Genomic DNA, 26,755 nt, shown 5'->3' with positions numbered 1-26,755 from the left:
ATTTGTGCTACTTGTTTGCTAATTAAAACAAATTGCTGCGGGGTAGTGACTAAAACATTTTTAATACGTTTTCAACACGCCTTCGGTTACTACCGTGTAGATTTTACGGGAAGAAATGCGGCCATTACATTCATATAGCTTAATAATAAAGCCCCGACGAAACTGTCGGGGCTCTCCAGCATATATGGATATGGGTAATTGACTAATTCATCGATGCATTTTTCCTGAACTCCAGCGGTTTCATGCCCGTTTGTTTTTTAAACAATCTGGTAAAATAGGAGGTGTTCTCAAAACCAAGATCGTAGGCAATTGCTGCAATGCTACGGTCTGCTGTTTTCAGCAGGTTCTTTGCCTCAGCAATCAGGGAAAGATGGATCAGCTCAAGGGCTGTTTTGCCGGTTTCCTGTTTCAGCAGATCGCTTAGGTAACGGGGTGACAAATGAAGCTGTTCTGCCATGGCGTTAACAGAAGGCAATCCCTTGTTTTGCAATCCGCCTTCATCAAAGTAGCGTTGTAGCACCGTATTGAATTTTGTTACGGTTTTACCCGATAAGTCGGTACGGTGTATGAACTGCCGTTTATAATACCGTTGCGAATACATCAGAATGGATGCAACATGCCCCAGCATAATCTCCCGGGAGTATTCATCGGGGTTGTTGTTGTACTCAGTTATTATTTTATTGTGCAGTTCCCACATAATGGCCTCTTCTTTGGGCGAAAGGTGCAATGCTTCATTTACCTCATAATCAAAGAAACCATACTTCTGTATCACGTTAAATAATTCATGGCCGTGTAAATAATCTTCATGAATAAAGATCATAAAACCGGCTTCTTCAAACTGCAGGTTACGCATTTCTATGATCTGGCGTGGCTTCATAAAATACATGGAGCCATTGGTATTATCATAAGGTGTTCGACCGTACATGATAACCCCGGCCTTTAGTTTTTTTAATCCTATCACGTACGCGTCGGCAGTGAATTCCCGATCGCCAAGCGGACATTCCTGCTGGCAGCCTACCAAACTGAACAACGGATTTTCTGGTGGTGGCCAGCCATTGCCAGTATGCAGTTCGCTCAATGTCTTATAGTGTCTCATTACCTGAATTTTATCAATTAGCATGGTCGCTTAAAAACCCTGCGCAGCGATGCTGACGTCTTTCCAGGATTCAATCTCTTTCAAGCGCTGGTTATACACTTTATGTACGGTATCATAAGCGATGTTCCCCAGCAATAATCTTTGCGGCGGGTTAGGGCTGTCAACTACCTGCAATACTGGCGTAACAGTTGCTTCGGGTTTGCCCCAGATGTTTGGATTTTTGCCAACTTCAGCAAATGCTTCCCGTACCGGAGTATAGTCTTCAATGCCGCCGTCGGTTCGGGTAGCGGAAGTGCCTGCCCAGTCTGTTGAATAGCCATTGGGCTCTATCAACGTGGTTTTTATACCCAGGTGGGCAGTTTCAAGTCCAATTGTTTCAATAAGGCCTTCCACGGCAAATTTTGAAGCGTTGTAAATCCCAAGCAGCGGCAGCGTAGTTATTCCCAAAAAGCTGCTTACCTGCACCAGGTGACCGCTTTTCTGTTTGCGGAAAATAGGCAGTACAGCCTGTGTTACCCACAACGAACCAAAGAAATTGGTTTCCATTTGCTCCCTTGCCTGTGCTTCGGAAACTTCTTCCGTTATGCCAAACAAACCATGCCCCGCATTATTTATTAGAACATCAATGCGGCCAAAATGTTTTTCTATTTTGTTAACGACCCTAAAAACTTCGGCGCGGTTGTTTACATCCAGTTGCAAGGGTAATACTTTGTCGCCATAAGTGGCTGCCAATTCATTTAATGCGGTAATATTGCGGGCGGTGGCGGCTACTTTATCGCCCCGTTTCAAAAAAGCTTCTGCCCATAATTTCCCAAAACCTTTAGAGGCCCCTGTAATGAAGATTATTCTGCTCATAGTACTTTGTTTTTTGAATCATTTAATTTGATACCACAAAGCTAGAGCGGGCTATTCTGCAGAAATAACCCATTTGAGGGGAAGAATAGCACAAAACTCCGTTAGCATTTTCTTCAGGAGTGAACAGACTGATTTTGAGTATATTCGTTTCCGGAGAAGCTGACCGACGTGTTAGCAGGATCATAATGAAAACCTAATTTCTATGCGGATATTATTCCTGTTATTAATCTGTTTACCTGTTACGCTTTTGGCGAATGGATCGCAAACTGCAGGCCTATTCAGTACCTCGAAAGAAAATCGAACCACCGATACCGCCACCAATTCCCTTACGCCTTATCAAATCTCTTCCCTGCAGGTGTTAGGGGAAGTATGGGGCTTTTTAAAATATTATCATCCCGGCGTTGCAAAAGGTCAGTTCAATTGGGACAGCGTGTTGATTGCAAAAGTACCCGTGTTCCTTGCGGCAGAAAATGCCCGCCAGCTTGATGAGGTTATGCTGACCTGGCTTAATGAGCTGGGAAATGTAGCTCCTTGTACACAGTGTGATAATACGCTTACGGGCAGGCTTAGCTGGAATCTTGATACGGCCTGGATAACCCATAGCGGGTTCAATTCCTTGCTGGTAAATAAACTGCAATACATTTTGGCAAATAGGAACCAGGGCGATAATCACTATGTTACCTATGGCGCTTCTTCTCAAATAAAAGTCATCAATGAAGAGCGTTATGTAAACAGCGAGTATCAATTTCAGCCAACGGCATACCGGTTGTTAGCGCTGTTCCGGTACTGGAATATTGTAAATTATTTTTCACCCTATAAATACCTTACTTCCCAAAAATGGGAATGGGTGCTGCATGAACTTATTCCATCCTTTTACCAGGCAGGAGATAATACGCAATATCAGCGCTGTATTTATAAAATGATCACGGCATTGGAAGATGGGCATAATGCCATTGGTGGAATAGGTGGGTTGCCACAAGTGGCTTACTTTTTTGGTGAATACCGGTACCTGCCCTTTTTATGTTCTATTGTTGAAGGCAAGGCCGTGGTCACTTTAATTACCAATGATTCCTTGTGCAAATTACAGGGTATTGCCCTGCACGATGTTATTGTTGCCATCGACGGCGAAACCATAGAAGAGCGGATAAGCAAACGTTTACCCGATGTTTACAGCGCCTCCAACAGGGAGGCTGCGTTGCAGGAACTTTGCTTCTCCCGTTTATTTGCTGGAAGAACAATCACCTGTACCATCACCAAACTAACGGCGCAAGGCAACACCAGCCAGGTTGTTATAAATAGATATAATCATTCTCTGCCATGGACAACGCCTCCTGCTCCCAAATGGAAAATGGTTGCAGACAATATCGCGTACATTGATATGGACCAATTGCTGCCGCGGGAAGTAAATAAGATAATGGATTCTCTTAACGCTACACGGGGAATTATTATTGATCTTCGGAATCATCCGCTGGATGTTTGGAAGCCTATGGCTGCCAGATTATGTTCCCATAAATTTTTGATGGCCCGGTTAGCCTATCCCGACCTAAGCTTTCCTGGTTTGTACAAATATTTTCCTGATTATTTAGAGGGGGTTGAGAATAATACTCCTTATCAGGGAAAGGTGATACTCCTGGTGAATGTATTTAGTAAAAGCGCTGGCGAATATAGCGCCATGGGGTTGCAGGCCGCCACAAAAGCAATAACGATTGGAAATACTACTGCTGGCGCAGATGGGAACATTACCGATTGGATCGCTTTACCAGGTGGGCTTACCACCAGGTTTTCAGGTTTGGGCATCTATTACCCCGATGGTACCGTTGCACAGAAAAAAGGCGTAAAGATCGATATAGTCTGCAAGCCAACTATAAACGGCGCGCTGCAGGGAAAAGATGAACTAATAGAAACAGCCATAAAAGTTATCATGCAGCAATAATGGGAAGACCTGTAAGGTCTTTATAGTCCTAAATGGCGCTCCGACAAGTCGGAGTGCCGGTAATTGTCTAACCCAGCTGCCAATTCGCCTATTTCACGGTTTTTTGCTTTTCCCGCCCTCTCCGGCGGTCCATCTTTGTGTCATCAATAAACACAAAATCAACAGTCATGAACTTAAGATCAACAAAAGCAATTTACTGGGTAGGCGTAATTTTAACATCAATGTGGTTTGGAACAAGTGGCGTTTGTGAATTGACAAAAAATCCGCTCGTATGGGACATTACTTTACAATTGGGCTATCCTGTACATTTCATTTACATTTTAGGCGTAGCCAAGATCGCCGGCGTACTGGTACTGTTAACCCCTAATAAATTACTTAGATTAAAAGAATGGGTTTTCGCCGGGGTATTCTTTGATATCACCTTTGCCTTCTTTTCCAAATTAAGTGTGCTGGGCTTTGCAGCAACTGCAGATGCCATCATTGCCTTTGCAATGGTTTCAGTAACTTATATCATGTTTCGGAAATTATACCCCGCAGCAACCGCTGCGCTGGCTGTTAACTAAAATTTTAAACGTATAAATTATCATAGTAGCATGAAACCTATCAATAACATTCGTAGCCGTTTTTTAATGGCGGCCGTTTTCACCCTCTTCGTAAATTTTTTACAGGCGCAAGATAACTTTGACAAAATAAAACAAGTAAAAGCGGGCGTGCTCGATATTGGTTATGCCGAAGCAGGAGCGCCCAATGCACAACCGGTTATTTTATTACATGGCTGGCCTTACGATATCTATAGTTATAAAGAAGTATCGGCTTTATTAGCAGCAAAGGGCTACCATGTGTTTGTTCCTTATCTGCGGGGTTATGGTTCTACCCGCTTTCTTGATGCGGCCACTCCACGTAACGGACAACAAGCTGCCCTGGCTGCAGATGTGATCGCCTTTATGGATGCCCTGAAAATTGACAAAGCCATCATTGGCGGGTTCGACTGGGGTGCACGTACTGCCGATATTGTAGCAGCCCTTTGGCCGGAACGTACCAAAGCCCTGGTTTCGGTAAGTGGATATTTGATCGGCAGTCAGCAGGCGAATAAAGCGCCCTTGCCGCCCAAAGCTGAATTATTGTGGTGGTATCAGTATTACTTTGCCACCGAACGCGGAGAAAAGGGGTATGAAGCAAACCGCCGCGATTTCGCCAAGCTGATCTGGCAAACGGCTTCCCCCAACTGGCACTTTAGCGATGCTGTATTTGCACAATCAGCCGCTGCCTTTGACAATCCCGATCATGTGGCCATTACCATTTCAAATTATCGCTGGCGGTTGGGACTGGCTCAAGGTGAAACCAAATATGATGAATTAGAAAAGAAGCTCGCTGCATTCCCGGTTATTACCGTACCAACGGTTACCCTGGAAGGTGATGCCAATGGCGCACCACATCCTGATCCGGCCAATTATGCGGCCAAATTCAAAGGAAAATATGCGCACCACACACTGACTGGCGGTATAGGTCATAACCTGCCCCAGGAGGCTCCCAAAGCGTTTGCCGATGCAATAATAGAGGCGGATGGGTTTACTAAATAATTTCCGGGTCACATGGGAATAAAAGGAGGCTGTTGAATTTTCAACAGTCTTTCTTTTTTTAGAAGAACTATGGTACACTCCCACACATCCCCCAATCCCAAAAATCCCAGTTCAGACTTTTAAAAAAGCTTCCTTTTACCGATCCGTTTCTCCCTTAGCTGCCTTAGTGTTGTATAAGAAGAAGATTCGCCATGTGTTTTTGAAAGCCCCAGCCGCTGCGATAAATAAATGCCCGTATGGCCACTGAAATAATAGGCCGTAAAACAGGCAATGGCGTAGTATAGAATGTGATCGCCACCGAATAATTCAACCCCCATAATAGTACAGGCGACAGGGGTATTGGTGGCGCCCGCAAATACAGCAATAAAACCAAGCCCGGCCATTAGGTCAACAGGCGCACCCATAAGCACCGCAATGGTATTGCCCAGTGTAGCGCCGATAAAGAACAACGGGGTTACTTCCCCGCCTTTAAAACCCATGCCCAGCGTGATAGCCGTGAACAGTATTTTCCAGAACCAGCTAAAATAAGCCGCGCCGCCGGGCGTGAATGCAGAAACAATAGACACGCCATGGGGATCAGGATTGGTAACGCCCAAACCGAGGTAGTCTCTGGTACCCAACGCAAATGTAAGACCGATAATGATGAAGCCGCCAATCACCGGGATCAGCCATTTGATCTTTATAAAACGGTTGCTGTAATTTTTGATCGTATGGGACAATTCAGAAAAGCAATAGCCTGCCAGTCCAAAGAACACCCCGGCCAGGATCACTTTTGCCAGCAGCAAATAATCAAAATGCAGAAAAGAAATGTTACTGGCAGCCACGGCTTTGAAGGTGATATGATAAGCGGTGTGATGGATGCCATAGGCTGAACAGGTAAAGTCGGCCAGTACACTGGCCATAAAACAGGGGAGGAGGGCCTTGTAATTCAACCGGCCAATGGTAAGCACTTCCAGTGCAAACAGCGCCCCTGTTACCGGGGTGCCAAACACGGCGCCAAAACCTGCCGCTATACCACACATCAGCAGAATGCTGGTATCGGGGTGATTTAATTTGAACCACCGGCCTAATAGCGCAGCCATACTGCCACCCATTTGTACGGCCGTTCCCTCCCGACCAGCAGACCCGCCGAACAGATGGGTGATTATGGTAGTGCCCAACACCAATGGCGTCATCCGACTGGGAACACCACCACCCGGTTCATGAATTTCCTCCATGATGAGGTTATTGCCGGCTTCCGCATTTTTACCCAGGTATTTATACACGGCATAGATCAGGATGCCTGCCACTGGAAGCAAATACAATAACCAACTATGCTGCCAGCGCAATTCAGTGGCTTTTTCAAGCAGCCATAAAAAAAGCGCCACCAATGAGCCAACAATAAAGGAGACCGGAATAGTAAGGATCGTCCAGCGAAGCAGGTGATTTACGATGTTCAGGTGTTCGAAGCGGTTGTTCAATTTTTTTATCATCCTACAAATAGTTTTTATAGGGCTTGTAAGCCATTATTATTTATTTGTAGGCGCCATCAGTTCCGGGTGGAACGGTTAAGTAGGAAGACACCATTTCCTTGCGCGTAAAAGTAATGAAAATATGACAACTATCAGCAAAAATACAGTGGTTTAACGGTGCGTTGGCGTGTTATAATGCTGTACTTTAGGAGTGTCTTACTCACTTGTAATATTAATCACCAGCCTGGTGATACATGCTGTTGGGTGCCCGGAAAACAAGATGTAACCCTTTACATTAACCAATTTAAAAAAAGAAGATGGCACAATCTCACACCACAAAACCGGATGCTGCATTCCAGTTGAAGCATGCAGTTACGCCAAATCCTGAAGCAGACTCCATGATCCACAGCCTGGGTAACGGACATATATGTGATACCGAGTCGCGCGGACATTCAACTCCTAAAGGCAAATCTGTGCACGAAATAGTGGTAGATGCCTCCGAGGGATTTATACCGTTATGGGCAAAAAATACCACCCTTCGCTGGCGATTCAGGGAGCGCTCTATGATCAATTTTGCAAATCCTGCTGCCGCAAAGAACGCTATTAGAAATTTGTTGGGCGAAGCATTGACGCAATGGGGCACTGCTGCACCCGTTAAATTCAAAGAGGATAAAGATGTATGGGATTTTGAGATCGCAGTAAAGAACAGTGATGAGTGCAGCGCCAGCGGTTGCGTGCTGGCCAGTGCCTTCTTTCCGGATCCCGGACGTCATGAGTTAACGATTTATCCCATCATGTTCAATCAGCCAAGAGAAGAACAGGTAGAAACGCTTATACATGAAATAGGCCACGTATTCGGGCTTCGTCACTTTTTTGCAAAGGAGTTAGAGCGTGGTTTCCCTTCAGAGATCTTTGGGGTGCACAGTAAGTTCTCTATCATGAATTATGGCACGCTGAGTAAACTGACTGAGAACGACAAAAAAGACCTGAAGAACTTATACAAGCAGGCCTGGTCGAGGGCTTTAACGCATATCAATGGAACGCCTATAAAATTTGTAAAACCGTTCCATACGTTTGCTACAGTGGCCGATGGCGCTTTTACATTACGGGAAGCGGCGGCTGCTGCAGTGGCTCAACCGGTAACAAACGATGAATATATTAGTGAAATTTCTTAGCGGATAATTGGTTTACAACAGAGCAAGTCCCGGCAATTTTGCCGGGACTATTTTTTGAGGTTATTAGTTTTGTGCATTATAAACAGCTGCAAACTCTTTGGCGAAGTCAGCGAGTTTTATACTTCCCCAAACGGCCGGTTTATTCACTTCAAAATCTTCGAAAAGGATCCCGCTCCTGATGGCAGTGCCCATTTCCACATATGTGCTGGCAATGGCTGCTGGCATCCCTGCCGCTTTCATTCCTGCAAAGACTTCTTCATCACTGAATTGTACCCAGGGGAGATCTGGTTTGTTGATGGCAGTACCCAATACTTTAACGATCTCGGCTATTGACCGTTCTTCGCTTACCACATAACGAAAGCTCTTTCCTTCAAATGCCCCCTGCAGTTCCTGCGCTGCTGCGGCGGCAATATCTTTGGGGTGAACCAGCACCAGTTTGGCATTGCTTCCATAATTGTTTCCCATAACACCCATCTGACGGATAGTGCCGATATCGAACAGGAAGTTGATATAAAAAAAGCCGGCCCGCAAATGCTTAATAGCTACCCCTTCCAGTGTGTTCAATGTTTCTTCCACATCATGCATGCCTGCTATTGGGCCGGTGCCCTCACTTAAGTGAACCCCAATGCTGCTAAGGTTCACTACGCGTTTTACGCCGGAGGCTTTAATGGCTTCCTTCAAATTGTTGCCTGTATCCCGGATGTACTGTCTGTAATTGCTTGCGCCAAAGTTGGGTGGCACCATGGTATATATGGCATCTGCACCGGTAAAAGCAGTGGTTAAAAAAGCCACGTCAGCTACTGAGCCAATAGCTGCCTTAGCGCCTGATTTTTCTATATTGTTGATCTTTTTGGGGTCGCTGCTAATAATGGTAACTTCATGTCCGGCTTTGATCAATAGCTCAGCGAGTGGTTTGCTGATATTACCAAGCGACCCGGTAATGGTGATTTTCATACCCTGTTGATTTATTGTTTATGCAAAGCTATCTTTGAGCAAAGATCCATACAAGTACTGACTCCAAAGTAAGTGGTATGACAAAAGTTAAAGAACAATCAACCCGTAATCAAAATAAAGGCATTTCTGAACTTTCCTGCCCCATAACATATGTAATGAACAAGATCGGCGGGAATTGGAAAGCCACCATTCTTTATTACCTTATGAGCGGTCCTAAACGCTACAGCGAATTAAAAAAATTAATACCTGCCATTACTGAGAAAATGCTGGCGCAACACCTGAAGCAGTTAAAAGAAGATAACCTGGTATTCAAAAAGGAAGAACAATTAAAGCCACCCATTACAATTTACAGTTTAACCCCGGCAGCTGATGAACTGCGGCCCATATTAATGGCAATGGCCGACTGGGCTATTAAGGACAATAAGCGGGTTCAGGACCTGATGACGGAACCTATAGAGAAATAGCAGATATGGAAAATAATAAAATGATGGCGTTAAAACAGCGCATTGAAAGAATGGAAGGCGCTCTTTTAGATTTTTTTACTCCCGACAAGCTTAAAAATGATCTTTTTAAAGAAAATGAAAGTGAAATTTGTGTTGTTCATAATTTCAACGACGGGGCCTATGACATGGAATTAAGCAGGCAGGATGAATTTAAGGTATTGAGCATTAGAACAACCTATGAGTTTAGAGGTCTTTCATTCATAGTCATTGATATTGCAGTGGGGGGAATGGAGGAACGTAGCTACCCCATTGCTGGTAAGTGTTATATGAAGATGGAATATAATCAAGACTTAGAATATCATGATGTTATTATTAGGGATTTTTATTAAGCAAAAGAGGCTCATTCGCCAGTTGGGGATGAGCCTCTTTCATATAGGGAATTTTTACTTTTACTACGGCCGCACAAATTTTATCCCTTCACTCTTTCCGGCATCTGAATTGAGGGTAATTTGATTAGTTGTTTGTCCATCGTATATTTTCATGGATGCGGTATTGGGCGGAATGGACCCCAGGTTTTCCGCATGCATTACGAGATAATTTTCTTTATGTGGTAAGGGGATATTGATCTTTGCACCCGCTTTGGTCACACTCAGTCCGCGCACGATCCATTCACCGTTCAGATTAAGCGAAATGATATCTCCATCTTCCTGTTGGGCATCGTTTAAAAAAAGTTCTATGTGGTCGCCCTTGATCGCTATGGTTTTTGTAAGATCAACCGTTCTGCCCTGGAGCGTGGCAGGTTGTGCATGTTTCTTCCTGAACCGGATATCGAAAATAAAATTGTTCTCTTCATAGTCCCCAACGAAATGTATCAGACTGCCTTGCCGTTGCCAGTATCCCTTTCTGTTGCTGGTATAGGAAATATATTCATACCCTTCGGGTAAATACCAGGCATAAGATAAACGGGCCTTTAGATCGGAATTCTTTTTATTGATGATCCGCACCCCATAATTGCCGGGATATTTAACCGATTTATCGCTGTCCGTTTTATAAATGATGGTATCGCCTTTGAACGTGAGTGATCGGGCCAGATCTGTTTCCTGGATCAGCGACCAACCGCCTGTCGGAAATTTCAATTCTTTTTCGCCGTCTTTGACAACACTATCTACCGGCGCCGGGAACATATACAAAAACCTGCGTGATTTGTCCTGGGGCGTTTGGTAAAGCGATACACTATCGAAGCTGGTTGCCTTTATTTGCCGGAAGATCAGGGTCTTCTTCATCTCTACATCCGGTACAAAGACCATGCTGGTGAAATTGTTCTTTGACCATTGGGCTTTTTTCTCCAGCAGCACTTTTTCGAAAACCTTTATTATGTTGTCATTTTGGGTTTGTGCAAAAGCGGAGGCCGCACTGATCAGGCACAAGCATAACAGGAAAGGGTACGTCGGTCGCATATCTTTAAAGGAATTTAGAATGGGGCAAAGATAACGTGCCGGCGTCTGGAAATATTTTATAAAAAAACCGGAACTTTTTCTTGACCCTTACCTTACGTCATAGCCTATATTTGTCCGGATAAGGTATAAATCCAAACGATGGACAATTATTCTGTAAAAAAACTCTCCGCACTGGCAGGTGTAAGCGTGCGCACCTTACACTTGTATGACAAGATGGGTTTGTTAAAACCTTCTGTACGTACCGAGGCCGGGTACCGGCTATATGGCGAGAAAGAGCTGTTGCGTTTGCAGCAGGTCCTCTTTTACCGTGAGCTCGATTTTCCATTGAAAGAGATCCAAATCATTCTCGATGATCCGGCATTTGATCTGGTGTTGGCTTTGGAAGAACATAAAAAGGCGCTGCTGGCCAGGAAGGAAAGAATAAACACATTGGTTGGTACCATTGAAAAAACATTGGTAACACTAAAAAACAAAACTATGTTACGAGTTGAAGATTTATACGATGGCATACCGCGTGAAAAGATAGAGGCTTACAGAACCGAAGCAATGACAAAATGGGGAAAGCAAACCGTTATGGAGGTGGAAGACACCCTCCGCAGTTTCAGTAAAGAGGAAATGGAATTGATGAAGAAAGAACTGAACGAGCTTACCGAACGGTTATCAACACTTATGACCGGTGACCCAGCAAGCACGGAAGTGCAGGCGTGTATAGCGCGGCGATACCAGATCATTCTCCGGTTAACCGGTGGTAAGATAGAAATGGGCAAACTGGAATATTTTAGAAAGCTGGGTGAATTATATGTAGCTGATAATCGCTACACGCCGGTAAACGGACTGCCTAGTATGGAGTTGGCACTTTTTATAAAAGAAGCCACTGATCATTACGTTAAAATGCAGTCGCAATAAATGCTACGGGCCCCTCTTCACAGGGGCCCGCTTTTTATTCTGTTCTTAAACTTTTTGTCCCGCTTTTGGCAAGATCTACGCAATTGATTTTGTGCCTACATTACTCACTACGTAACGCTACGGCTGGGTTGGCAAGGGCTGCTTTTATTGCCTGAACACTTAAAGTAGCAAAGGCTATAATGAGTGAAATAATTCCAGCCAGCGCAAACATCCACCACTGCAAATGAATGCGGTAAGCAAAGTCTTCCAGCCATTTATTCGAGATCAGCCATGACACCGGTACTGCCAGCAGCAGCGAGATCAACACAACCTGTAACAGACTTTTTGTTAATAGTAAAACGGTGTTTTGTACACTGGCGCCAAGAACTTTGCGGATCCCGATCTCTTTTACTCTTTTTCCAACAGTAAAGGTGATCAAACCGAATAAACCCAAACAGGAGATGACGATAGTAAGAATGGTGAACCCCAGCAATACCTTTCCCTGCTTTTGTTCAGCCTCATATTGTTCGGCAAAGTTCTGTTCGAGGAAATGATACTCAAAAGGAGAGGCAGTGTCGAATTTCCGGAAGGTGTTCTCCAGGTATTTTATAGTTTGAGCAGTATTATGGTCATCAATTCTAACATAAACATTATCCCGGTCGTACAACTGGCGCGGAAGTTCCATCACCATGGGCCCTATCTGGTGTTGGAGGGAATAGATATGGAAATCTTTTACCACGCCGATAATATTGGCGGCAATAAATTTACCGGTTGAATCTGTGCCCCTTGAAATTCTTTTACCCATTGCTGAGGCCCAGCCTTGTTTTTTTACAAAGGCCTCGTTCACCATTACACAAACACTGTCCGATGCAATGGTCTTTGAATAGTTCCGTCCTTCCAGTAATTTGATCTGCATGGCAGGTATAAAATCCGGATCGATCGTTAAATAATAAGCCAGGTTGGTATGGTTATCAAACACTCCGTTCTTTTCGGTGCTATAATCCGTCATGCCAATATTATTGTTCCCAATAGGATTGCTTACGGTGGCAACGGCTTGAACCATGGGGTTTTGTAATAAGGCGGTTCGAAGCGCTTCCACCTGGGTACGTACGGCCCTTGAATCGAGGTGAAAAGTGAGTACTTGTTTTTTGTTGAACCCAAGATCGGTTGTCACCATAAAATTCAGCTGTAAATAAATGATCAGCGAGGTAGTGATCATTATTACGGTTATGGCAAACTGAAAAAGCACCAGCGATTTCCGGAAAATGGTTTGTCCCTTTACATCACCCAGCTGATTTTTTAACGCAGGAATTGTTTTAAATTTCGTTAAGAAAAAGGCCGGGTACCATCCACCGATAAAAACGGTGATAAAGCAAAATGTAAGGATACACAATATGGTTCGGGCCACTCCAAATTGCCAGATGGATAACTGCTTGCCGGTAACGTAATTAAACAGGGGCATGGTCAGTATAACCAGTACCAGGCTGATGGTGGCGGCGCAAAGGATGGTAAGAAATGATTCTGTTAAAAAGAGCCCGATCAGATTTTTACCGTTTGACCCGATGATCTTTCTAACCGCCACTTCCCGCAATCGGACGGAAGCCCGGGCGGTGGTAATATTGATGTAATTTATCAGGGCTATTAAGAGTATCAGCAGGCCTACGATCGAGATCACATAGGTGTATTTTATGTCGTGATTGTCGCTTAGTTCGTAGGCCAGGTGCGATTGTAAATGGATAGAGGTTAGGGGCTGCAGTTCTAACGTGAAATGAATATTCTGGGCATTGATGGTAAGGTATTTGGTCGCAAACGCAGGCATTTTGGCCCGAAGCCGGTTAATGTCTGCATTTTTCTTTAACAGCACATAGGTATAGTGTTCCAGCACCCCCCAATCCATTCTGAAATCGGCAGGGAAGGAGCGTACGGCCTTGAAATTAAAGTGGGTGTTAACTGGCACGTCATCAATAACCCCGGTAACGGTGTAAAGGGTGTTATCCATTTTCACCGTTTTATTCAATGCGGAGGCGGGGTCGGGGAACAGTTTGCCGGCCAGTGACCTGGTCAATACAATGCTGTTTGGTTTCTCCAGGGCATGCGTGTTCCCGGCCAGAAAGCGCCAGGTAAAAACGGTAAAGAAGGACGGGTCTGAAAAAAACATATTGCCTTCTTTTATGGTCTTGTCCTCATAGGTAAGAATGCCACCACCCTCGGCATGGATGCGCACGGCGTCTTCTACTTCGGGGAAATCATTTTTTAAAGCGGCAGCTGCCAGACCCGAAGTGCCGGTGATGTCAAACTTTTCAGTGCCCCATTTTCCGTGTGACACCATCCGGTAGATGCGGCTGGCTTTTTCATGGTACCGGTCATAGCTGAGTTCATGGGCCACAAACAGCGCGATCAGCCAAACAGCAGCGAAGCTCAATGCCAGACCGGAGATATTAATAAAAGAGAAGATGGAATATCTTCTTAAATTTCGCCAGGCTGTTATGAAGTAATTTTTTAGCATACGGGCATGCTTTCTTCAAAAGAAGCGTATAACAGGCCAATTTAGTATTTTCATAATAATCAGGCAATTAATGGTTGCCTGCCCGCCCCAAATGTTCGGTTTTGAGAAGACACTGTGCGGTTATGATACACTTCAGTGCCACGCGTTGGCAACCAAAGGGATGTGGCTGCCAAGGTTATGATAGTAGAATGACCGGATCTTAGGAGGCTAATACTTTCCCCGATCTGTCATCGTTAGCCGCTTTCACCCGGTAATTCAACGCGGCAGTTGTTCCACAGGTTACATCAACCGTAACACCGGTTATTCCAGTGGCCAGATCAGAACAAAGGAAGGCGGCTACGTTGGCTATGTCTTGCATCAATGGCATTTTCTTTATCATGGTGTCGGCTTTCATTTTTGCAAGAACGGGCTCCATTTCCTGCGGGAGTTGTTCAATGGCATCTCTGAATACTTTTGAGTCGGGCGAGCCACCAGACCGGATGTTAACCACCCGAACACCATAAACACCCAACTCAGAACCCAGGTTTTGGGCAAGGGTTTCAATAGCGGTACAGGCGAGTGCAAAGCCGCCAGTATAGGGGTAACCGATACCACCCGGAGTGGCGGTGAGCGATAATATAACCCCCGATCGTTGCTGCATCATGATCTTTCCTGCAGCTATAGCGGTTAAAAAACGGGTTTGCGTCATTAATGTCACCGGGGTAATAAAATCCTCCACCGACATGCTGGTCAATGGTATATTTTGAACCACTTTAGAAGCGGTAGCATTGAATGAGATATCGACCGTGCCGGCCTGTTGCACCATTTTCTCCAAATGGTCCCTGATGGCTGTTTCATTGAAGGCATCAACCTGTGCCACTACTGCGCGTCCTCCAGCCACAATAATTTCATCGGCAACCTTTTGCACCGGGCCAGTATTTCGGCCAGTTAAAAATACCCTGGCGCCAGCGTTGGCCAACGCTTTGGCAACGGCACCACCCAATGAGCCGCCGGCCCCATATATCACCGCGTTCTTATTTTGAAGCATGTTACATTATTTGTTGTATAAACCTACGATTCTACATGCTTTTTAGTGAGGCCAATTGCGACAATCGGAGGGGGCGTTTGCGTCGGCGTTTGGTGACCATGGCACCCCGCTGAGGTGGGGCGCCATTAAATGAGCTATTTATAGGTAATGAGGACCTCGCAGGGACCTCACAGGACCTCACAAGGACCTCACAAGGACCTCACAAGGACCTGACAAGGACCTGACAGGGATGAAATCCCTGTTAAGTCCCTGTGAGGTCCGGGGGATACTCTTGTTTGGTCCTGATGTTAGAAACTGGATATGCTCCAGGGACTCTAGTCCGTATGACCACTTCCTGACCACTATTAAACAACTACCTGACCACTATCTGAGCACTAGCTGAGCATTCCATCACCATCTTACGACTATAGAGAGCTTCCTTAAAGCTTTCCTAATTAACACCGGCTGGTTAACCTGAACCGCGCTTTAACTTTCCTGTTGCAGGCATTGCTGATAATTTAGTAGTGGCTTTACTATTTTATCATTAAACCTGCTCATATGTATAAATTAATTTTACTCATTATTTTCCTTACATATGATTCTTATTGTTACTGCCAGCTAACGTTCACGAAAATGCGGGACACTTCCTGGTACGTAGAATTAAAAGACAGTACTGTTTTGTATAGTAAAAAACTTAGGGTAAGATACTCTGAAAAAGATGGTGAATACCTGTTGCTGGATCACCACCAAAAGATCCTGATGAGCGAAGTGTTACGGTATAGAAGCAGGACTGGTGAATATGTAAGGGAAAAGGGACCGGTAGAAACTTACCGCATTGAAAAGGGTGGACCCCGGCTGTTCGTATATTCTCGCTCGTTTACTTATTCCGACTCAAACGGATTTCATACAGGCCATGACTATTTTTTAAGAAAAGGCCTCACAGGTGACATGCAGAAAATGAGTTACAGGAATCTGAAAGAAGCTATGGCAGACAACCTGGCCAGTATGCGGCAATTACAGGCTTCCAGAACTACCGTGCTGATAGCGGGAGGAGCAGGGGCAGTTGGTTTCCTGTTTACATTAATAGGCGGCGCCCAATCCTTCAAACAACATTCCCGCGTTAATCAAAGCATGCCAACACCGCCAACTTTTCCAGTGCGGCCTGGGCCGCCAATGCCGCCAGCACAGCCTGACAGATCATCTGTATCACCGCTGTTAATAGTGGGGCCGGTGATCATGATTGGCGCTATAATTACCATGTGTACGGCGCCCGGGCATGTACATAAGGCGATCAATATTTATAATCAATAGGAGAAAATAAATAAAATGAAAGTTTAGTTACTGAGTCTGATTGCCACCGCTTTTGTTAAAACCAGCAATACCTAATAAATCGCCTCAATTTCATAACTTTTGCCGCCATACTCAAAAAGGTCATTTTTCTTTTTATTGACAAGCGGCATATAAAAAGGAGCATCAGGCGAGATTGCAATATAGCTATCGTCTTCCAACCTGTCAGTTCGCATTCAGAGAATGCCAATGAATTTGCCCTTGTTTTATTACCTCTTATTAGATGCATCCTGTGGCGGGCTGTGACAAAAGACATAAAGATTTTTGAGGTTGTTGTCACATGGCGCTAATAATTGTGTCAAAGAAAAATTGCTCCCTGAAATATTGGTATTTTTATATTTGCGTATGATTATAGATCCAGCTGCAAAAGTGTCTACAGGCGATCTTAATACACTGATCAGTGAACTGGATGTTCAGTTTGTATGGTTGTCACATTGTCTGGTAAGTCCTGGCTTTCGCCTTGAAATACCGGGCGGCGACTTTCCTGGCATTCACTATAATCTTAGCGGCAGAGGCAGAATGCTAATTAAAGGATTGGAACCTATTGAACTTGTGCCCCATACACTCATCGTTGTTCCTAATAACAGTCCATTCAAAATAGAAGTTTTTTCAGAAAGCAAACATTTCCAGGAGTTAAGAACAGTCAATGGAATGAGTGTTATGCAGATGAAAGATGAGATTCACCAATTCGTAGCCGGAGATCCCGAAAAGGCAGAAATAAATTTGATCTGCGGTTTCTTCAAAGCATCGTACGGTCAGATTATGGATCTATTTGCGGGTCTGCAATCTCCTATTGTTGAGGTGTTTCACACAAACGAACAGTTAGGAGAGCGGTTGCGTATAGCGGAAGCCGAGTTCCTGAGTAAAGAAATTGGCTCCAGTGAAATGAGCAGCTTGTTGTTAAAGCAGGTGATCATTCTTTTGTTAAGGCGATCACTGGCATCGATTGATTTATGGTGTGAACGCTTTTCAATACTTCGGGATGCCCGGATTGCCAAAGTAATGGCAGTCATGGCGGCTGATCCCGGTGATGGACATACAGTGAAAAGCCTGGCTGATATCGCCTGTATGAGCCGCTCAAATTTCATGACCACTTTTGCCGCGATCACAGGTAAATCGCCCATGGCAATGTTACGGGAGATCCGCATGCGGCACGCTACCCGGCTTTTGAAAAATTCGAACTTGTCTATTGACCAGGTATCGAAGGAGAGTGGTTATAATAGCAAGAACAGCTTCGCCAGGGTTTTCCGTCAAACCTTTGGCAAATATCCCAACGAGTATAGAGCAGACTCGACTAATACTTCGGCGGCGTCTTAAAATCACGACTGAAAATCCTGAATAAGCATCCCAAAGTCCTAAACGGTATTTGTGCAATTTTCTGACTGAACATATTTAACGGAACCCGTCAAAAAAAAAAGTGCAGGTACGTTCATTTTAGCAATTAAGAGCAAGAGCGGCTCGTTTCGACTGAGCCGAGACAAAACCGCTCTTTTTTGAAAAACTGTATAGCTGTATATATATCTGTATGATCTTTCTGCATTCTCATAGTTGTGAAGGGTAATTTTCACTGATGTGGGTAGGTTCTGCGTTTGATGGTGGGTAATTGCCGGTGCCTGCAGGAACTCCAGCATCGTCGGATAAGTACGTGTCTATCACGATCTCACCTTGTAGCAACCTGGCAACCGGGCAATTTTTAGCTATCCAGAGCAGCTTTTCCTTTTGTTCATCCGTCACCAGCTGGCCAAACGTAACCGTTCTGAAGATCGAGGTCTTGAAAGGTTCTGTCTCCTGCCAGATGTTTACCGAACAATGTATGTCTGTAATATCCCATCCTTTTTTATTGATATACATTCGCAAAGTGGTCAACGTACACCCAACCAAACCCGACAGCACAGTTGTAAACGGGTCCGGGCCGATGTCTTTACCACCGTTGAAGGGTGGTTCGTCCAACACCAACTGGCCTGACCTCCAGTTAATGATAATCTCCTGGCGGTCTTTTACCAGGTCACCGGTAATATCTTTTGGGAAGAGACGCACAGTTTTCTTTTTATGTATCATGATATCTGATTTTAGAATGGTTTATGAACTATGCTTTTTTACTGGAAAGTGAATGAATCCGATGATTTATACATATACTTTGGGCCAATCGATCGGTACATTTGTTATCGCATACAACAGGTTCAATGTCCAGATATTACCAACAGCGAGTACGACATCTACGAGGTGTCCCTGATCATATCCGGCCTCATAAAAATCTTCGAGGATACTGCCTACTATTTTTCCCCTGGTCATTGCTATGTTCTGCGCCAATGCAGCTACTGCTTTAAGCTTTCTGTCAAACTGGATATCATTCGCGCGTATGTTCAGGATCTCCTCATTCGTAAAACCAAGACGGCTGGCGATGGTGCTATGAAAACTCAGGCAATATTGGCATTGATTCACCTGGCTGACTATCAGGTTCACTGTTTCACGCTCACGGTCGGTCAGTGAACTTTTTTGCGTCAGGTAGTTAAAATAATTCTCGAGACCATTTTCACTGCTTGCAAAGGCGGCAAAGATGTTCGGAACTATGCCATACAGACCCTTTAGTTCCCCAAAAAACCTTTTTTGCTTGTCTGAGATATTTTGTTCGGTAGGTACTACAAACTCACTCATGAAATATATTTTATTGATTAAACAGGTTTGTCCTTACGGGCGAACGCGGATGATCGTTTTTCCCTTGGCCCTTTTTGTTGAATTGTAGGTGGCAATGGCGTTGTCGAGGGTGGCAATGTCGCCGATGTGCGTACGCAAACGTCCCGCCCGCACCCGCTGAACGACCTCAGTCAATTGGATGCGATCGGGCTCAACAACAAAATCGATCGTTAGGCCGTCGGCAGGCCGTGCCTCCGTTGGACCAGCAATGGTCACCAATATTCCTCCGGCATGAATCAAGCCCGCAGAACGTTTCACGATGTCTCCGCCGAGGACATCGAAAACGAGATTGACTTTGCCAACATCTTCCAGTACATCGTTATCGAGATCGACGTATTCCTGCGCGCCAAAGTCGAGCGCTGTCTTACGACCATCAGCGCGACCAGTGCCGATTACGTACGCGCCTGCCTCGCGTGCAAGCTGGGTTGCCATAGAACCAACTATGCCGGCCGAACCGTGCACCAGGATGGTCTGTCCCGCACGAAGGCGGCCATGCTCGAAAAGGCCCTGCCACGCGGTAAGGCCCGGCATCACGAGGGCCGTACCCACCGTGAAGTCAACGTCGCCTGGCAACGGCGCCAGGTTGCGTGCTTCTACAGCTACATACTCCGCCAGGGTACCGTCGCGATTCCAGTCCGTGAGCCCGAACACCCGTTGTCCTATCGACAGACCTGTTGTACCATAGCCGAGGGCGGTGACCACTCCAGCCAATTCATGGCCGGGAATCGAAGGCGTCCGGTCATGGCCGACGCGATCGGTCCAGGTAGAAGGCCACGATAACTCATCCCCGGTGATACTCGCCGCGTGAACCTGAACGATGACATCCCCTATAGCTGCCTGCGGCTCGGGCCGCTCTTCCAGTTTCATCCCGGCTGTTCCCGCAGCCTGGTCGGTTACAACAATCGCCTTCATAGCATACCTCCCTTTTTACTTATGACTGTTTTCATTTTTATAGTTTTTAGTGTAAATACTGATCATTTGCTTGTTTTACTGTAGCAAAAATAGTCCCATAAAAACAGCAGGGATGCCGGTTTTAGACGCTAAAAGTCCTGATTTGACAGCTGATCAGTAGCAGGGTTGGACTTCCTGATAAAAATGATTGTGATCATTGCGGAAAGAAAGCTTATACCGGGTATTAATATATTGAATGATCTGCATTCATTTTCTGACAAGATTTTTATTTAGACCCCCGAAAGTGGTAGGTGTGACTATAACTTATAGTACTCTTTGAATAATTTTATTCAAATCTGAGAAGAGTTGAGTGATCTATGTGAGGAGAAGTAAATATAAAAGATGAAACAAAGCCCACGAATAACAATTGCACAGGCAGCTAATGGTAAGGTTACAGTAGGCAAAGTAATCACACTGTGAAAGGGGAGCGCAACAGTGGTGGTAAAAACTGGCAAACTTTCTTTCTTTATTTCTTTTTTCGTTTATAACTGATCTTGACATTGGCTACCCCGGCATTAACCATGCCCAGCTTATTCGCTGCTTTTTTTGATACATCAATAATGCGGCCGGCGGCAAAAGGGCCGCGGTCGTTCACGGTAACCGTTACTGTACGGCCATTGGCAACGTTTGTTACTTTTACTTTTGTCCCAAATGGCAGTGTGCGGTGTGCGGCGGTCATTTTATCCTGGTCGAATTTTTGGCCACTGGCAGTAGGGCGGCCTTCAAACTTATCGGCATAATAAGACCCCTTGCCGGATTCGGTTATTTTCCGGGCACAGGATGTTAAAGAAATCACAACGGCAGCGGCGAATACCAAATGGCGTATTTCCATTTTCATTGGATGAATTTTAATGGGGGACACAAATATACTTCTAATTAGCGTATAATGAATGAGTTATCAAAATAAACGTTATATTTACATAGTTATTTAATAAAAGTTACCTTTGCACGACTTATTTTTCCTCCTGCACCTATCTTGATTAAGTTTCTGTTCAAAATTTGTGAAGGTAAGATCGTAAGCATCGTAAGTGCATAAAGTACTTACAAACAAATAATTTAATTATGACAACCGAACAAATTGAAAAATTTCTGGAGAAGAATGCTATTGACGAGACCCCTGTGAAAGTGAGTTTTAAAACAAGAAAACCAGTAGTCGGCATTTTTATTACCAGAGGCGATTACAGTGATTTGAAAGCGAAAAATTTCTGGCGAATTGTAGGAGAGGCGAACCTGGAAAATTATAGTAAGTCAAAAGACATCAATCTTGCAAGGATCTTCAGTGGTTCCGAAATGACGAAATTGTCAGTACTTTAATTCTAGAAGGATTTTTAAAATATGTCAATTACTGTTATTACCGGTACTGGATGTTATATTCCTCCTGTTATTAAAAAGAATAGTGATTTTGTTCCGGGGAAATTCTACACAGAGAATCAACTTCCCATTAATGTACCGATGCCCGACGTGATTGAAAAATTTCGTTTGATCACTGGTATTAAGGAAAGACGTTACGCAGCTGATAATGTCAGTGCATCGCACATGGCGGCACAGGCTGCGAAACTGGCTATTGAAGATGCTGGTATAGATGCCGAACAGATAGATCAGATCATTGTAGCTCATAACTATGGCGATGTTCTCCATGGGGCTATACAAACTGATACGGTACCCTCACTGGCTTCACGGGTCAAACATCAGTTGGGTATTCGCAATCCCAATTGCGTTCCCTACGATATTTTATTTGGTTGCCCAGGCTGGTTACAGGGTCTGATACAAGCCTATTCTTTTATAAAATCAGGAATGGCTGGTACCTGTCTGGTGATTGGAGCGGAAACCTTATCAAGGGTCGTGGATGTCCATGACAGAGATAGTATGATCTTTTCGGACGGCGCAGGTGCCTGTATTATTGAGCAAAAAGAAACAGCTCAGTTGTCAGGTGGTGTATTGGGGACCTGTACCCGGTCAGACTGCATGGAAGAATTGAACTATATCCATTTTGGTTCGTCCTATGCGCCTGAAAAAAATGGGGATACCTGCTTTATAAAAATGAAAGGCCGGAAAGTATATGAATATGCATTAAAACATGTACCTGCCGCCATGAAGGCCTGTGTTGATAAAAGTGGTGTGTCTGTTAAAGACATTAAAAAAATATTTATTCACCAGGCTAATGAAAAAATGGATGAGGCTATAGTTAAAGCGTTTTATGCACTTTATGATATAGAGGACGTTCCTGCTTTAATTATGCCAATGTGTATTCAATGGTTGGGCAACAGTTCCGTAGCTACCATTCCTACTTTGTATGATCTGGTACGCAAAGGGAATATCGATGATCAACAGTTGAATCCGGGTGATATTATATTATTTGCTTCTGTGGGTGCAGGTATGAATATAAATGCGGTTTGTTATAAACACATATAATAGACAGATTTTCAGTCGGCTTGCAACGTGAAAACGTGATAATTGGCCAATTGAAATTAAAAGACTATCTTTAATATTAATAATTGAGGCTAACAGTATCGAGTATTTGAAAAGAGCTTTGCATGTTTTCCTTTGTAAAATTCACTTTTCTGCTTTTTGTTATAACTCAATGTATTTTCAATATTTTAATTTTTAATTATGAACTTGTATGTTTCAAATCTGGGTTTCCAGATAAATGATGATGACTTAAGAAATTTATTCACACCATATGGTCAGGTTGCTTCTGCTAAAGTAATCACTGATAGAGAAACTGGTAGATCTCGTGGTTTTGGATTTGTGGAAATGCCTTCTGACGAAGAGGCAAAAAAAGCAATAAAAGAACTGGAAGGAAAACCTGTTGAAGGAAGATCATTATCTGTGTCTGAAGCAAGACCAAAGACCGACAACCGTAATTCTTTCTCTGGCGGCGGCCGTGGTAACTCTGGTGGTCGTAACAACAGATGGTAATATAATTCGTAAGTGTATGAAGCCTCCCCGACAATACCGTCGGGGGGGCTTTTTTTATGCTGAACCTTTCCAGTTGGGGCATGTCCGGTGCGGGGATAATTGGTAACGCAAAAACCTGCAAATGCCAAAATGGCTTTATTTCTGATGTATCTTGCCTGAGATAATCCATCTGCAATAACAAAAATTGACCCCAGGATGAAAGGGCTTTTCCTATTTACCGGCTTATTATTGACAGGCATTCTTGTACAGGCACAATCCGATTCCCTGCGTGTGGTGAACGCAAAATGGGCGAATAAAAAACTGGCAAAGGGCGTGATCTGGAAGTCGACGCGCGTGGAGAACAATGAGTTGTTCAATGCCAATCAGTATATCAATGTCATTGAAGTATCGCCTAATAACAGGCGGGTAAAATTGCATATTGTGCATTCCGATTCACTGGAGAAAACATCGCAATTGGCGCAAAACGTTCATGCGTTGGCGGCCATCAATGGTTCTTTCTTTAAAATGCGTGGCGCAGACCCTGATTACCGGCCCGATCTGAAAGGCGTACCTAAACTGGAGCCTTCGAAATTAGATCATAACCGCTCCGTGGTGTATTTACGGGAAAACGATTCGTTGATCGCTCCTAATATCCCTGGTAAAGAGCCGGTAAGAAAAAGAAACAACCAGGGCTCTATTGCTATCAACGGAAGCGACTTCTTTATCGTTGCCGGCGATTCATTGAACCTGCAATCTGAGAACTACATTAAGGCCCATGATGTAATATCTACTGGTCCGTTGATGATCCTGAATGGGGTTGACCTGCCTATCTCCAATGACAAGTTTTGTAACGACCGGCATCCCCGCACTGCCATGGGTGAAAAAGCCGATGGCACCATTGTATTCCTGGTGGTTGATGGTCGTGCCAAAGAAGCGGCAGGATTTAGCATTCCGGAATTGCAAAAACTGATGAAATGGCTGGGTTGCCGCGATGCGATCAATCTCGATGGCGGTGGTTCTACCAGTATGTATGTAAAGGGGCAGCCCTATTACGGTGTAGTGAATTATCCCTCTGATAATAAAAAGTGGGACCATGAAGGCGAACGCGAAGTCGCAAACGTCATTGTGATCAAGCAATAATAACAAGGCAGATGGCAGAGGGCAGAGGGCAGAGATCCTCGTCGCGGCAACAAATACAGCTGCAAATACATGGTTAAAGGCTAAAGGTTAAAGCGAATACAGCTTTGAGCTTTAGCCTTTTGCTTCTTCCTCTTTGCCCTCTGCCTTCTGCCCTTTGCCTTTTTTAATTCTTCCTAAAATCGCTGGGCCGCGATAAGGTAAAATCATAGAACGCATCGCTAAAAGGGCCAACGGCTGAATAGCCTACCTCATAGGCAATATCGGAAATGGGTTTACTGGATTGCAAGATCAATTCTATAGCGGTGATCATTCGCAAGGTCTTTACGTATTGCAGAAAGCTCATTTGCAAAGTTGATTGAAATAACCGCGACAACGAACGTTCGCTCATCGCGAATCGTTGGCTCACTTCTGCCAGTACCAGTCTGTTCCCCACATTCTTTTCCAAATAACTGATGATCTGCTTCATGCCTTCATGATTGGTTTTAGGCAGCATAATGGGCAGTGAGACTTTATTAAGCGTGGGCAGCATTTTCTTTAAAGCGATCAGGAATTCGAAATTGTCATCTTTGTGATTAACGTGGCGGCCATCCCATCGCTCGGTATAATTGATCATTTGGATCAATAACTCACTGGCTGGATAAATACCCAATTTGGTATAGAATTCATTGAGATGATCGTCTGTAGCATAAAAGTACAATGATCGAAGTACAGTGGCCGAAGACCCTACTTCCAATTCATGCACCATGCCTTTGGGGATCCAGAAATAATGGCGGGCTGGCACTACATAGGTTTGGGTTGCTGTGGTAATATAAGCCAGTCCACCCTCTACATAACTCAATTGTCCCTTGGTATGTTTGTGCATGGGAATGAGCTTTTCCGATTTCTCGTGCATTACAAACACCGACTCTTTCTGCTTATCGATCTCGGGAAGCGCGGCAATAAGACCCATAGGTTGTAAAATTTCCGTAAAATGCAAAATTAGGGCTTTGGCCGGAATAAAGAAAAGAATGGCTACTTAGGTGAAATGACAAAGCCGTTTGCTGTATAATTTTGCCCCCGAATTATGTATTACTTTAAGCGTCTGATTATCGCAAGCGTACTTTTAGTGCAGTACGCAGCCGAAGCACAACCTATCGACACCCTGCGCATGAGTTTGGATGAAGCCTGGCAAAAGGCCGAGGCTCATAGCCGCCAGATGGAGATCACTCAAAAAGCGCTGAACATTGCGGATGAAGAAGTAAAGGACACCCGCCTTGAACGATTACCCGAAGTAGGGGTCACCGGTAGTGCCGAAAAGGCTTCCAACCTGGCCATATACGAGAAAGGCATCTTTGCTCCTGTTACGCAACAACACGAGGTTATTCATACCCTGTATAAGTTTGGTACTGATTTCTATCTTAACATTTATAATGGCAATAAATTAAACCTGAAGCTCGAGGAGAACAAGCTGTTGCAGCGGATTGCCGAGATCAAAAATGAAGAAACCAGATCAAACATCCGGTATAAAACAAGCACGCTGTACCTGGATCTGCAGAAGTCCCTCATTTTTCGCGATCTTATTACCAGCGATATTGCCGACCAGGAAAAGCAATTAAAAGAGATCAAAGCCATGCAGAAAAATGGTACGGTGCTTAAAAGTGATGTGCTGCGTGTTGAGCTGGACCTGTCGAAACGAAAAATGACGTTGGTGACCATTGAGAACGATATCCTTATTGCCACGCAAAAGCTGAATATCCTTATAGGCGAACCTGATAACCGCATTATTCAGCCAGCCATATTTGAACCAGGCGTTGCAGCGCAGGATAATTACAACAAATACCTGACAACCGCTCTTGAACATTCTTTTAGCTATCATATTTCAGAACAACAAACGGAGCTTAGTAAAACAAACCTGAAAAAGGTAAAGTCAAATGTAATGCCCAAAGTGGGTATGTATGGCGAGTTCTATTATGCCAACCCACAAATATTTTTATTCCCCTACAACCCCGCCTGGTACTCCTTAGGTGTAACGGGCATTAGAGTTTCCCTGCCTGTATCGGCACTTTATCATAATACACACAAAGTAAGAGCGGCAAAACTGGAATTGGAGAAAGAAGAGGTGATGCACCATGATACGGAAGATAAAGTGCGCCAGCAGGTATGGGAAGCTTTCCTTCGTTATAAAGAATCGCTGGTGCAGATCCAGGTGGCAACAGACGATGTTGCGCAGGCCGAAGAAAATGCCCGCATCATCAAGAATAATTATTTTAAACAAACAGCGCTGATCACTGATCTGCTCGATGCAGATGTTCAATTATTGCGCACCCGTTTTGAACTGGCTTCCGCCCGTATAGTGGCACAGGATAAATTCTACTTACTACAAAATACAATCGGAGTTCTTTAAA

The 26,755-nt window shown here is 44.4% G+C and carries 26 protein-coding genes and 1 riboswitch; of the genes, 14 read left to right on the top strand and 12 right to left on the bottom strand.

Annotated elements, in window-relative coordinates; translation table 11 throughout:
• Positions 1-202 precede the first annotated feature (202 nt).
• Both J7I42_RS19120 and J7I42_RS19115 read right to left on the bottom strand, forming a co-directional pair.
• Positions 203-1,096: a helix-turn-helix domain-containing protein gene (locus tag J7I42_RS19120; protein WP_209140450.1), complete on the bottom strand. Its 894-nt coding sequence runs from the start codon at positions 1,094-1,096 to the stop codon at positions 203-205.
• A gap of 30 nt (positions 1,097-1,126) precedes the next feature.
• A complete protein-coding gene (locus J7I42_RS19115) occupies positions 1,127-1,951 on the bottom strand; it encodes an SDR family NAD(P)-dependent oxidoreductase (protein ID WP_209140449.1) in 825 nt (274 codons plus the stop codon).
• Between the two features lie 202 nt (positions 1,952-2,153).
• Here J7I42_RS19115 and J7I42_RS19110 point away from each other — a divergent pair, with 202 nt between their 5' ends.
• From J7I42_RS19110 to J7I42_RS19100, 3 genes are all read left to right on the top strand, one after another.
• Entirely contained in the window at positions 2,154-3,884 is a 1,731-nt protein-coding gene (locus tag J7I42_RS19110) for a S41 family peptidase (protein WP_209140448.1), read from the top strand.
• A gap of 167 nt (positions 3,885-4,051) precedes the next feature.
• Positions 4,052-4,447: a DoxX family protein gene (locus J7I42_RS19105; RefSeq protein ID WP_209140447.1), complete on the top strand. Its 396-nt coding sequence runs from the start codon at positions 4,052-4,054 to the stop codon at positions 4,445-4,447.
• A 30-nt stretch (positions 4,448-4,477) separates the two neighbouring features.
• A complete protein-coding gene (locus J7I42_RS19100) occupies positions 4,478-5,464 on the top strand; it encodes an alpha/beta fold hydrolase (RefSeq protein WP_209140446.1) in 987 nt (328 codons plus the stop codon).
• Between the two features lie 119 nt (positions 5,465-5,583).
• On the opposite strand, the gene J7I42_RS19095 is transcribed toward J7I42_RS19100, so the two are convergent.
• Entirely contained in the window at positions 5,584-6,936 is a 1,353-nt protein-coding gene (locus J7I42_RS19095) for a voltage-gated chloride channel family protein (protein WP_209140445.1), read from the bottom strand.
• A 40-nt stretch (positions 6,937-6,976) separates the two neighbouring features.
• Positions 6,977-7,043: riboswitch (Fluoride riboswitch) on the bottom strand.
• Positions 7,044-7,232: 189 nt separating this feature from the next.
• Here J7I42_RS19095 and J7I42_RS19090 point away from each other — a divergent pair.
• On the top strand, positions 7,233-8,090 hold the full coding sequence (locus J7I42_RS19090) for a matrixin family metalloprotease (RefSeq protein WP_209140444.1): 858 nt from the start codon (positions 7,233-7,235) through the stop codon (positions 8,088-8,090).
• Between the two features lie 63 nt (positions 8,091-8,153).
• Here J7I42_RS19090 and J7I42_RS19085 read toward each other — a convergent pair whose 3' ends face one another.
• Positions 8,154-9,044 carry an NAD(P)H-binding protein gene (locus J7I42_RS19085; protein WP_209140443.1) on the bottom strand — a complete coding sequence of 297 codons (891 nt, stop codon included), beginning with the start codon at positions 9,042-9,044 and terminating at the stop codon, positions 8,154-8,156.
• 77 nt (positions 9,045-9,121) lie between these two features.
• Here J7I42_RS19085 and J7I42_RS19080 point away from each other — a divergent pair, with 77 nt between their 5' ends.
• Entirely contained in the window at positions 9,122-9,508 is a 387-nt protein-coding gene (locus J7I42_RS19080; protein WP_209140442.1) for a winged helix-turn-helix transcriptional regulator, read from the top strand.
• Positions 9,509-9,513: 5 nt separating this feature from the next.
• On the top strand, positions 9,514-9,876 hold the full coding sequence (locus J7I42_RS19075; protein WP_209140441.1) for a hypothetical protein: 363 nt from the start codon (positions 9,514-9,516) through the stop codon (positions 9,874-9,876).
• A gap of 63 nt (positions 9,877-9,939) precedes the next feature.
• Here the strand turns inward: J7I42_RS19075 and J7I42_RS19070 are convergent, their stop codons facing one another.
• Positions 9,940-10,944, bottom strand: coding sequence for a hypothetical protein (locus J7I42_RS19070; protein ID WP_209140440.1), 1,005 nt, complete (start codon positions 10,942-10,944; stop codon positions 9,940-9,942).
• A gap of 138 nt (positions 10,945-11,082) precedes the next feature.
• Here J7I42_RS19070 and J7I42_RS19065 point away from each other — a divergent pair, with 138 nt between their 5' ends.
• Complete coding sequence (locus J7I42_RS19065) at positions 11,083-11,850, top strand: MerR family transcriptional regulator (protein WP_209140439.1); 768 nt, start codon at positions 11,083-11,085, stop codon at positions 11,848-11,850.
• A 100-nt stretch (positions 11,851-11,950) separates the two neighbouring features.
• On the opposite strand, the gene J7I42_RS19060 is transcribed toward J7I42_RS19065, so the two are convergent.
• Positions 11,951-14,335, bottom strand: coding sequence for an ABC transporter permease (locus J7I42_RS19060; protein ID WP_209140438.1), 2,385 nt, complete (start codon positions 14,333-14,335; stop codon positions 11,951-11,953).
• A 199-nt stretch (positions 14,336-14,534) separates the two neighbouring features.
• Positions 14,535-15,362, bottom strand: coding sequence for an SDR family NAD(P)-dependent oxidoreductase (locus J7I42_RS19055; RefSeq protein ID WP_209140437.1), 828 nt, complete (start codon positions 15,360-15,362; stop codon positions 14,535-14,537).
• Between the two features lie 537 nt (positions 15,363-15,899).
• On the opposite strand from J7I42_RS19055, the gene J7I42_RS19050 reads away from it, so the two are divergent.
• Together J7I42_RS19050 and J7I42_RS19045 are read left to right on the top strand one after the other, a co-directional pair.
• Entirely contained in the window at positions 15,900-16,652 is a 753-nt protein-coding gene (locus tag J7I42_RS19050; RefSeq protein WP_209140436.1) for a hypothetical protein, read from the top strand.
• Between the two features lie 381 nt (positions 16,653-17,033).
• Positions 17,034-18,005: a helix-turn-helix domain-containing protein gene (locus tag J7I42_RS19045; protein WP_209140435.1), complete on the top strand. Its 972-nt coding sequence runs from the start codon at positions 17,034-17,036 to the stop codon at positions 18,003-18,005.
• A 225-nt stretch (positions 18,006-18,230) separates the two neighbouring features.
• On the opposite strand, the gene J7I42_RS19040 is transcribed toward J7I42_RS19045, so the two are convergent.
• From J7I42_RS19040 to J7I42_RS19025, 4 genes are all read right to left on the bottom strand, one after another.
• On the bottom strand, positions 18,231-18,746 hold the full coding sequence (locus J7I42_RS19040) for an OsmC family protein (protein WP_209140434.1): 516 nt from the start codon (positions 18,744-18,746) through the stop codon (positions 18,231-18,233).
• A gap of 66 nt (positions 18,747-18,812) precedes the next feature.
• Positions 18,813-19,343, bottom strand: coding sequence for a carboxymuconolactone decarboxylase family protein (locus J7I42_RS19035; protein ID WP_209140433.1), 531 nt, complete (start codon positions 19,341-19,343; stop codon positions 18,813-18,815).
• 33 nt (positions 19,344-19,376) lie between these two features.
• On the bottom strand, positions 19,377-20,294 hold the full coding sequence (locus J7I42_RS19030) for an NADP-dependent oxidoreductase (protein WP_209140432.1): 918 nt from the start codon (positions 20,292-20,294) through the stop codon (positions 19,377-19,379).
• A 505-nt stretch (positions 20,295-20,799) separates the two neighbouring features.
• Positions 20,800-21,171, bottom strand: a complete 372-nt coding sequence (locus tag J7I42_RS19025; protein ID WP_209140431.1) for a septal ring lytic transglycosylase RlpA family protein — start codon at positions 21,169-21,171, stop codon at positions 20,800-20,802.
• A 224-nt stretch (positions 21,172-21,395) separates the two neighbouring features.
• Here J7I42_RS19025 and J7I42_RS19020 point away from each other — a divergent pair, with 224 nt between their 5' ends.
• The 4 genes from J7I42_RS19020 (at position 21,396) to J7I42_RS19005 (ending at position 24,371) form a co-directional block, all read left to right on the top strand.
• Positions 21,396-21,647, top strand: coding sequence for a hypothetical protein (locus J7I42_RS19020; RefSeq protein WP_209140430.1), 252 nt, complete (start codon positions 21,396-21,398; stop codon positions 21,645-21,647).
• A 21-nt stretch (positions 21,648-21,668) separates the two neighbouring features.
• Positions 21,669-22,745 (top strand): 3-oxoacyl-ACP synthase III family protein, encoded by a 1,077-nt coding sequence (locus J7I42_RS19015; RefSeq protein ID WP_209140429.1) that lies wholly within the window; start codon positions 21,669-21,671, stop codon positions 22,743-22,745.
• Positions 22,746-22,943: 198 nt separating this feature from the next.
• Positions 22,944-23,252, top strand: a complete 309-nt coding sequence (locus tag J7I42_RS19010) for an RNA recognition motif domain-containing protein (RefSeq protein ID WP_209140428.1) — start codon at positions 22,944-22,946, stop codon at positions 23,250-23,252.
• A gap of 195 nt (positions 23,253-23,447) precedes the next feature.
• On the top strand, positions 23,448-24,371 hold the full coding sequence (locus J7I42_RS19005; protein ID WP_209140427.1) for a phosphodiester glycosidase family protein: 924 nt from the start codon (positions 23,448-23,450) through the stop codon (positions 24,369-24,371).
• A 163-nt stretch (positions 24,372-24,534) separates the two neighbouring features.
• On the opposite strand, the gene J7I42_RS19000 is transcribed toward J7I42_RS19005, so the two are convergent.
• Entirely contained in the window at positions 24,535-25,347 is an 813-nt protein-coding gene (locus J7I42_RS19000) for an AraC family transcriptional regulator (protein ID WP_209140426.1), read from the bottom strand.
• 87 nt (positions 25,348-25,434) lie between these two features.
• On the opposite strand from J7I42_RS19000, the gene J7I42_RS18995 reads away from it, so the two are divergent.
• Positions 25,435-26,754 carry a TolC family protein gene (locus J7I42_RS18995; RefSeq protein ID WP_209140425.1) on the top strand — a complete coding sequence of 440 codons (1,320 nt, stop codon included), beginning with the start codon at positions 25,435-25,437 and terminating at the stop codon, positions 26,752-26,754.
• Position 26,755: the final 1 nt, after the last annotated feature.

This window comes from Niastella soli (genome assembly GCF_017742245.1).
In the GTDB taxonomy this organism is placed as follows: domain Bacteria; phylum Bacteroidota; class Bacteroidia; order Chitinophagales; family Chitinophagaceae; genus Niastella; species Niastella soli.
This window is presented reverse-complemented; position numbering and strand designations above follow the sequence as displayed.

Bases quoted from the DNA above. Each gene is read 5' to 3' on its own strand.
- J7I42_RS19115 (WP_209140449.1), bottom strand. From the start codon at position 1,951: ATGAGCAGAATAATCTTCATTACAGGGGCCTCTAAAGGTTTTGGGAAA.
- J7I42_RS19110 (WP_209140448.1), top strand. From the start codon at position 2,154: ATGCGGATATTATTCCTGTTATTAATCTGTTTACCTGTTACGCTTTTG.
- J7I42_RS19040 (WP_209140434.1), bottom strand. From the start codon at position 18,746: ATGATACATAAAAAGAAAACTGTGCGTCTCTTCCCAAAAGATATTACC.
- J7I42_RS19100 (WP_209140446.1), top strand. From the start codon at position 4,478: ATGAAACCTATCAATAACATTCGTAGCCGTTTTTTAATGGCGGCCGTT.
- J7I42_RS19050 (WP_209140436.1), top strand. From the start codon at position 15,900: ATGTATAAATTAATTTTACTCATTATTTTCCTTACATATGATTCTTAT.
- J7I42_RS19035 (WP_209140433.1), bottom strand. From the start codon at position 19,343: ATGAGTGAGTTTGTAGTACCTACCGAACAAAATATCTCAGACAAGCAA.
- J7I42_RS19120 (WP_209140450.1), bottom strand. From the start codon at position 1,096: ATGAGACACTATAAGACATTGAGCGAACTGCATACTGGCAATGGCTGG.
- J7I42_RS19055 (WP_209140437.1), bottom strand. From the start codon at position 15,362: ATGCTTCAAAATAAGAACGCGGTGATATATGGGGCCGGCGGCTCATTG.
- J7I42_RS19085 (WP_209140443.1), bottom strand. From the start codon at position 9,044: ATGAAAATCACCATTACCGGGTCGCTTGGTAATATCAGCAAACCACTC.
- J7I42_RS19105 (WP_209140447.1), top strand. From the start codon at position 4,052: ATGAACTTAAGATCAACAAAAGCAATTTACTGGGTAGGCGTAATTTTA.
- J7I42_RS19080 (WP_209140442.1), top strand. From the start codon at position 9,122: ATGACAAAAGTTAAAGAACAATCAACCCGTAATCAAAATAAAGGCATT.
- J7I42_RS19030 (WP_209140432.1), bottom strand. From the start codon at position 20,294: ATGAAGGCGATTGTTGTAACCGACCAGGCTGCGGGAACAGCCGGGATG.
- J7I42_RS19025 (WP_209140431.1), bottom strand. From the start codon at position 21,171: ATGAAAATGGAAATACGCCATTTGGTATTCGCCGCTGCCGTTGTGATT.
- J7I42_RS19045 (WP_209140435.1), top strand. From the start codon at position 17,034: ATGATTATAGATCCAGCTGCAAAAGTGTCTACAGGCGATCTTAATACA.
- J7I42_RS19010 (WP_209140428.1), top strand. From the start codon at position 22,944: ATGAACTTGTATGTTTCAAATCTGGGTTTCCAGATAAATGATGATGAC.
- J7I42_RS19095 (WP_209140445.1), bottom strand. From the start codon at position 6,936: ATGATAAAAAAATTGAACAACCGCTTCGAACACCTGAACATCGTAAAT.
- J7I42_RS19075 (WP_209140441.1), top strand. From the start codon at position 9,514: ATGGAAAATAATAAAATGATGGCGTTAAAACAGCGCATTGAAAGAATG.
- J7I42_RS18995 (WP_209140425.1), top strand. From the start codon at position 25,435: ATGTATTACTTTAAGCGTCTGATTATCGCAAGCGTACTTTTAGTGCAG.
- J7I42_RS19070 (WP_209140440.1), bottom strand. From the start codon at position 10,944: ATGCGACCGACGTACCCTTTCCTGTTATGCTTGTGCCTGATCAGTGCG.
- J7I42_RS19090 (WP_209140444.1), top strand. From the start codon at position 7,233: ATGGCACAATCTCACACCACAAAACCGGATGCTGCATTCCAGTTGAAG.
- J7I42_RS19005 (WP_209140427.1), top strand. From the start codon at position 23,448: ATGAAAGGGCTTTTCCTATTTACCGGCTTATTATTGACAGGCATTCTT.
- J7I42_RS19015 (WP_209140429.1), top strand. From the start codon at position 21,669: ATGTCAATTACTGTTATTACCGGTACTGGATGTTATATTCCTCCTGTT.
- J7I42_RS19020 (WP_209140430.1), top strand. From the start codon at position 21,396: ATGACAACCGAACAAATTGAAAAATTTCTGGAGAAGAATGCTATTGAC.
- J7I42_RS19060 (WP_209140438.1), bottom strand. From the start codon at position 14,335: ATGCTAAAAAATTACTTCATAACAGCCTGGCGAAATTTAAGAAGATAT.
- J7I42_RS19065 (WP_209140439.1), top strand. From the start codon at position 11,083: ATGGACAATTATTCTGTAAAAAAACTCTCCGCACTGGCAGGTGTAAGC.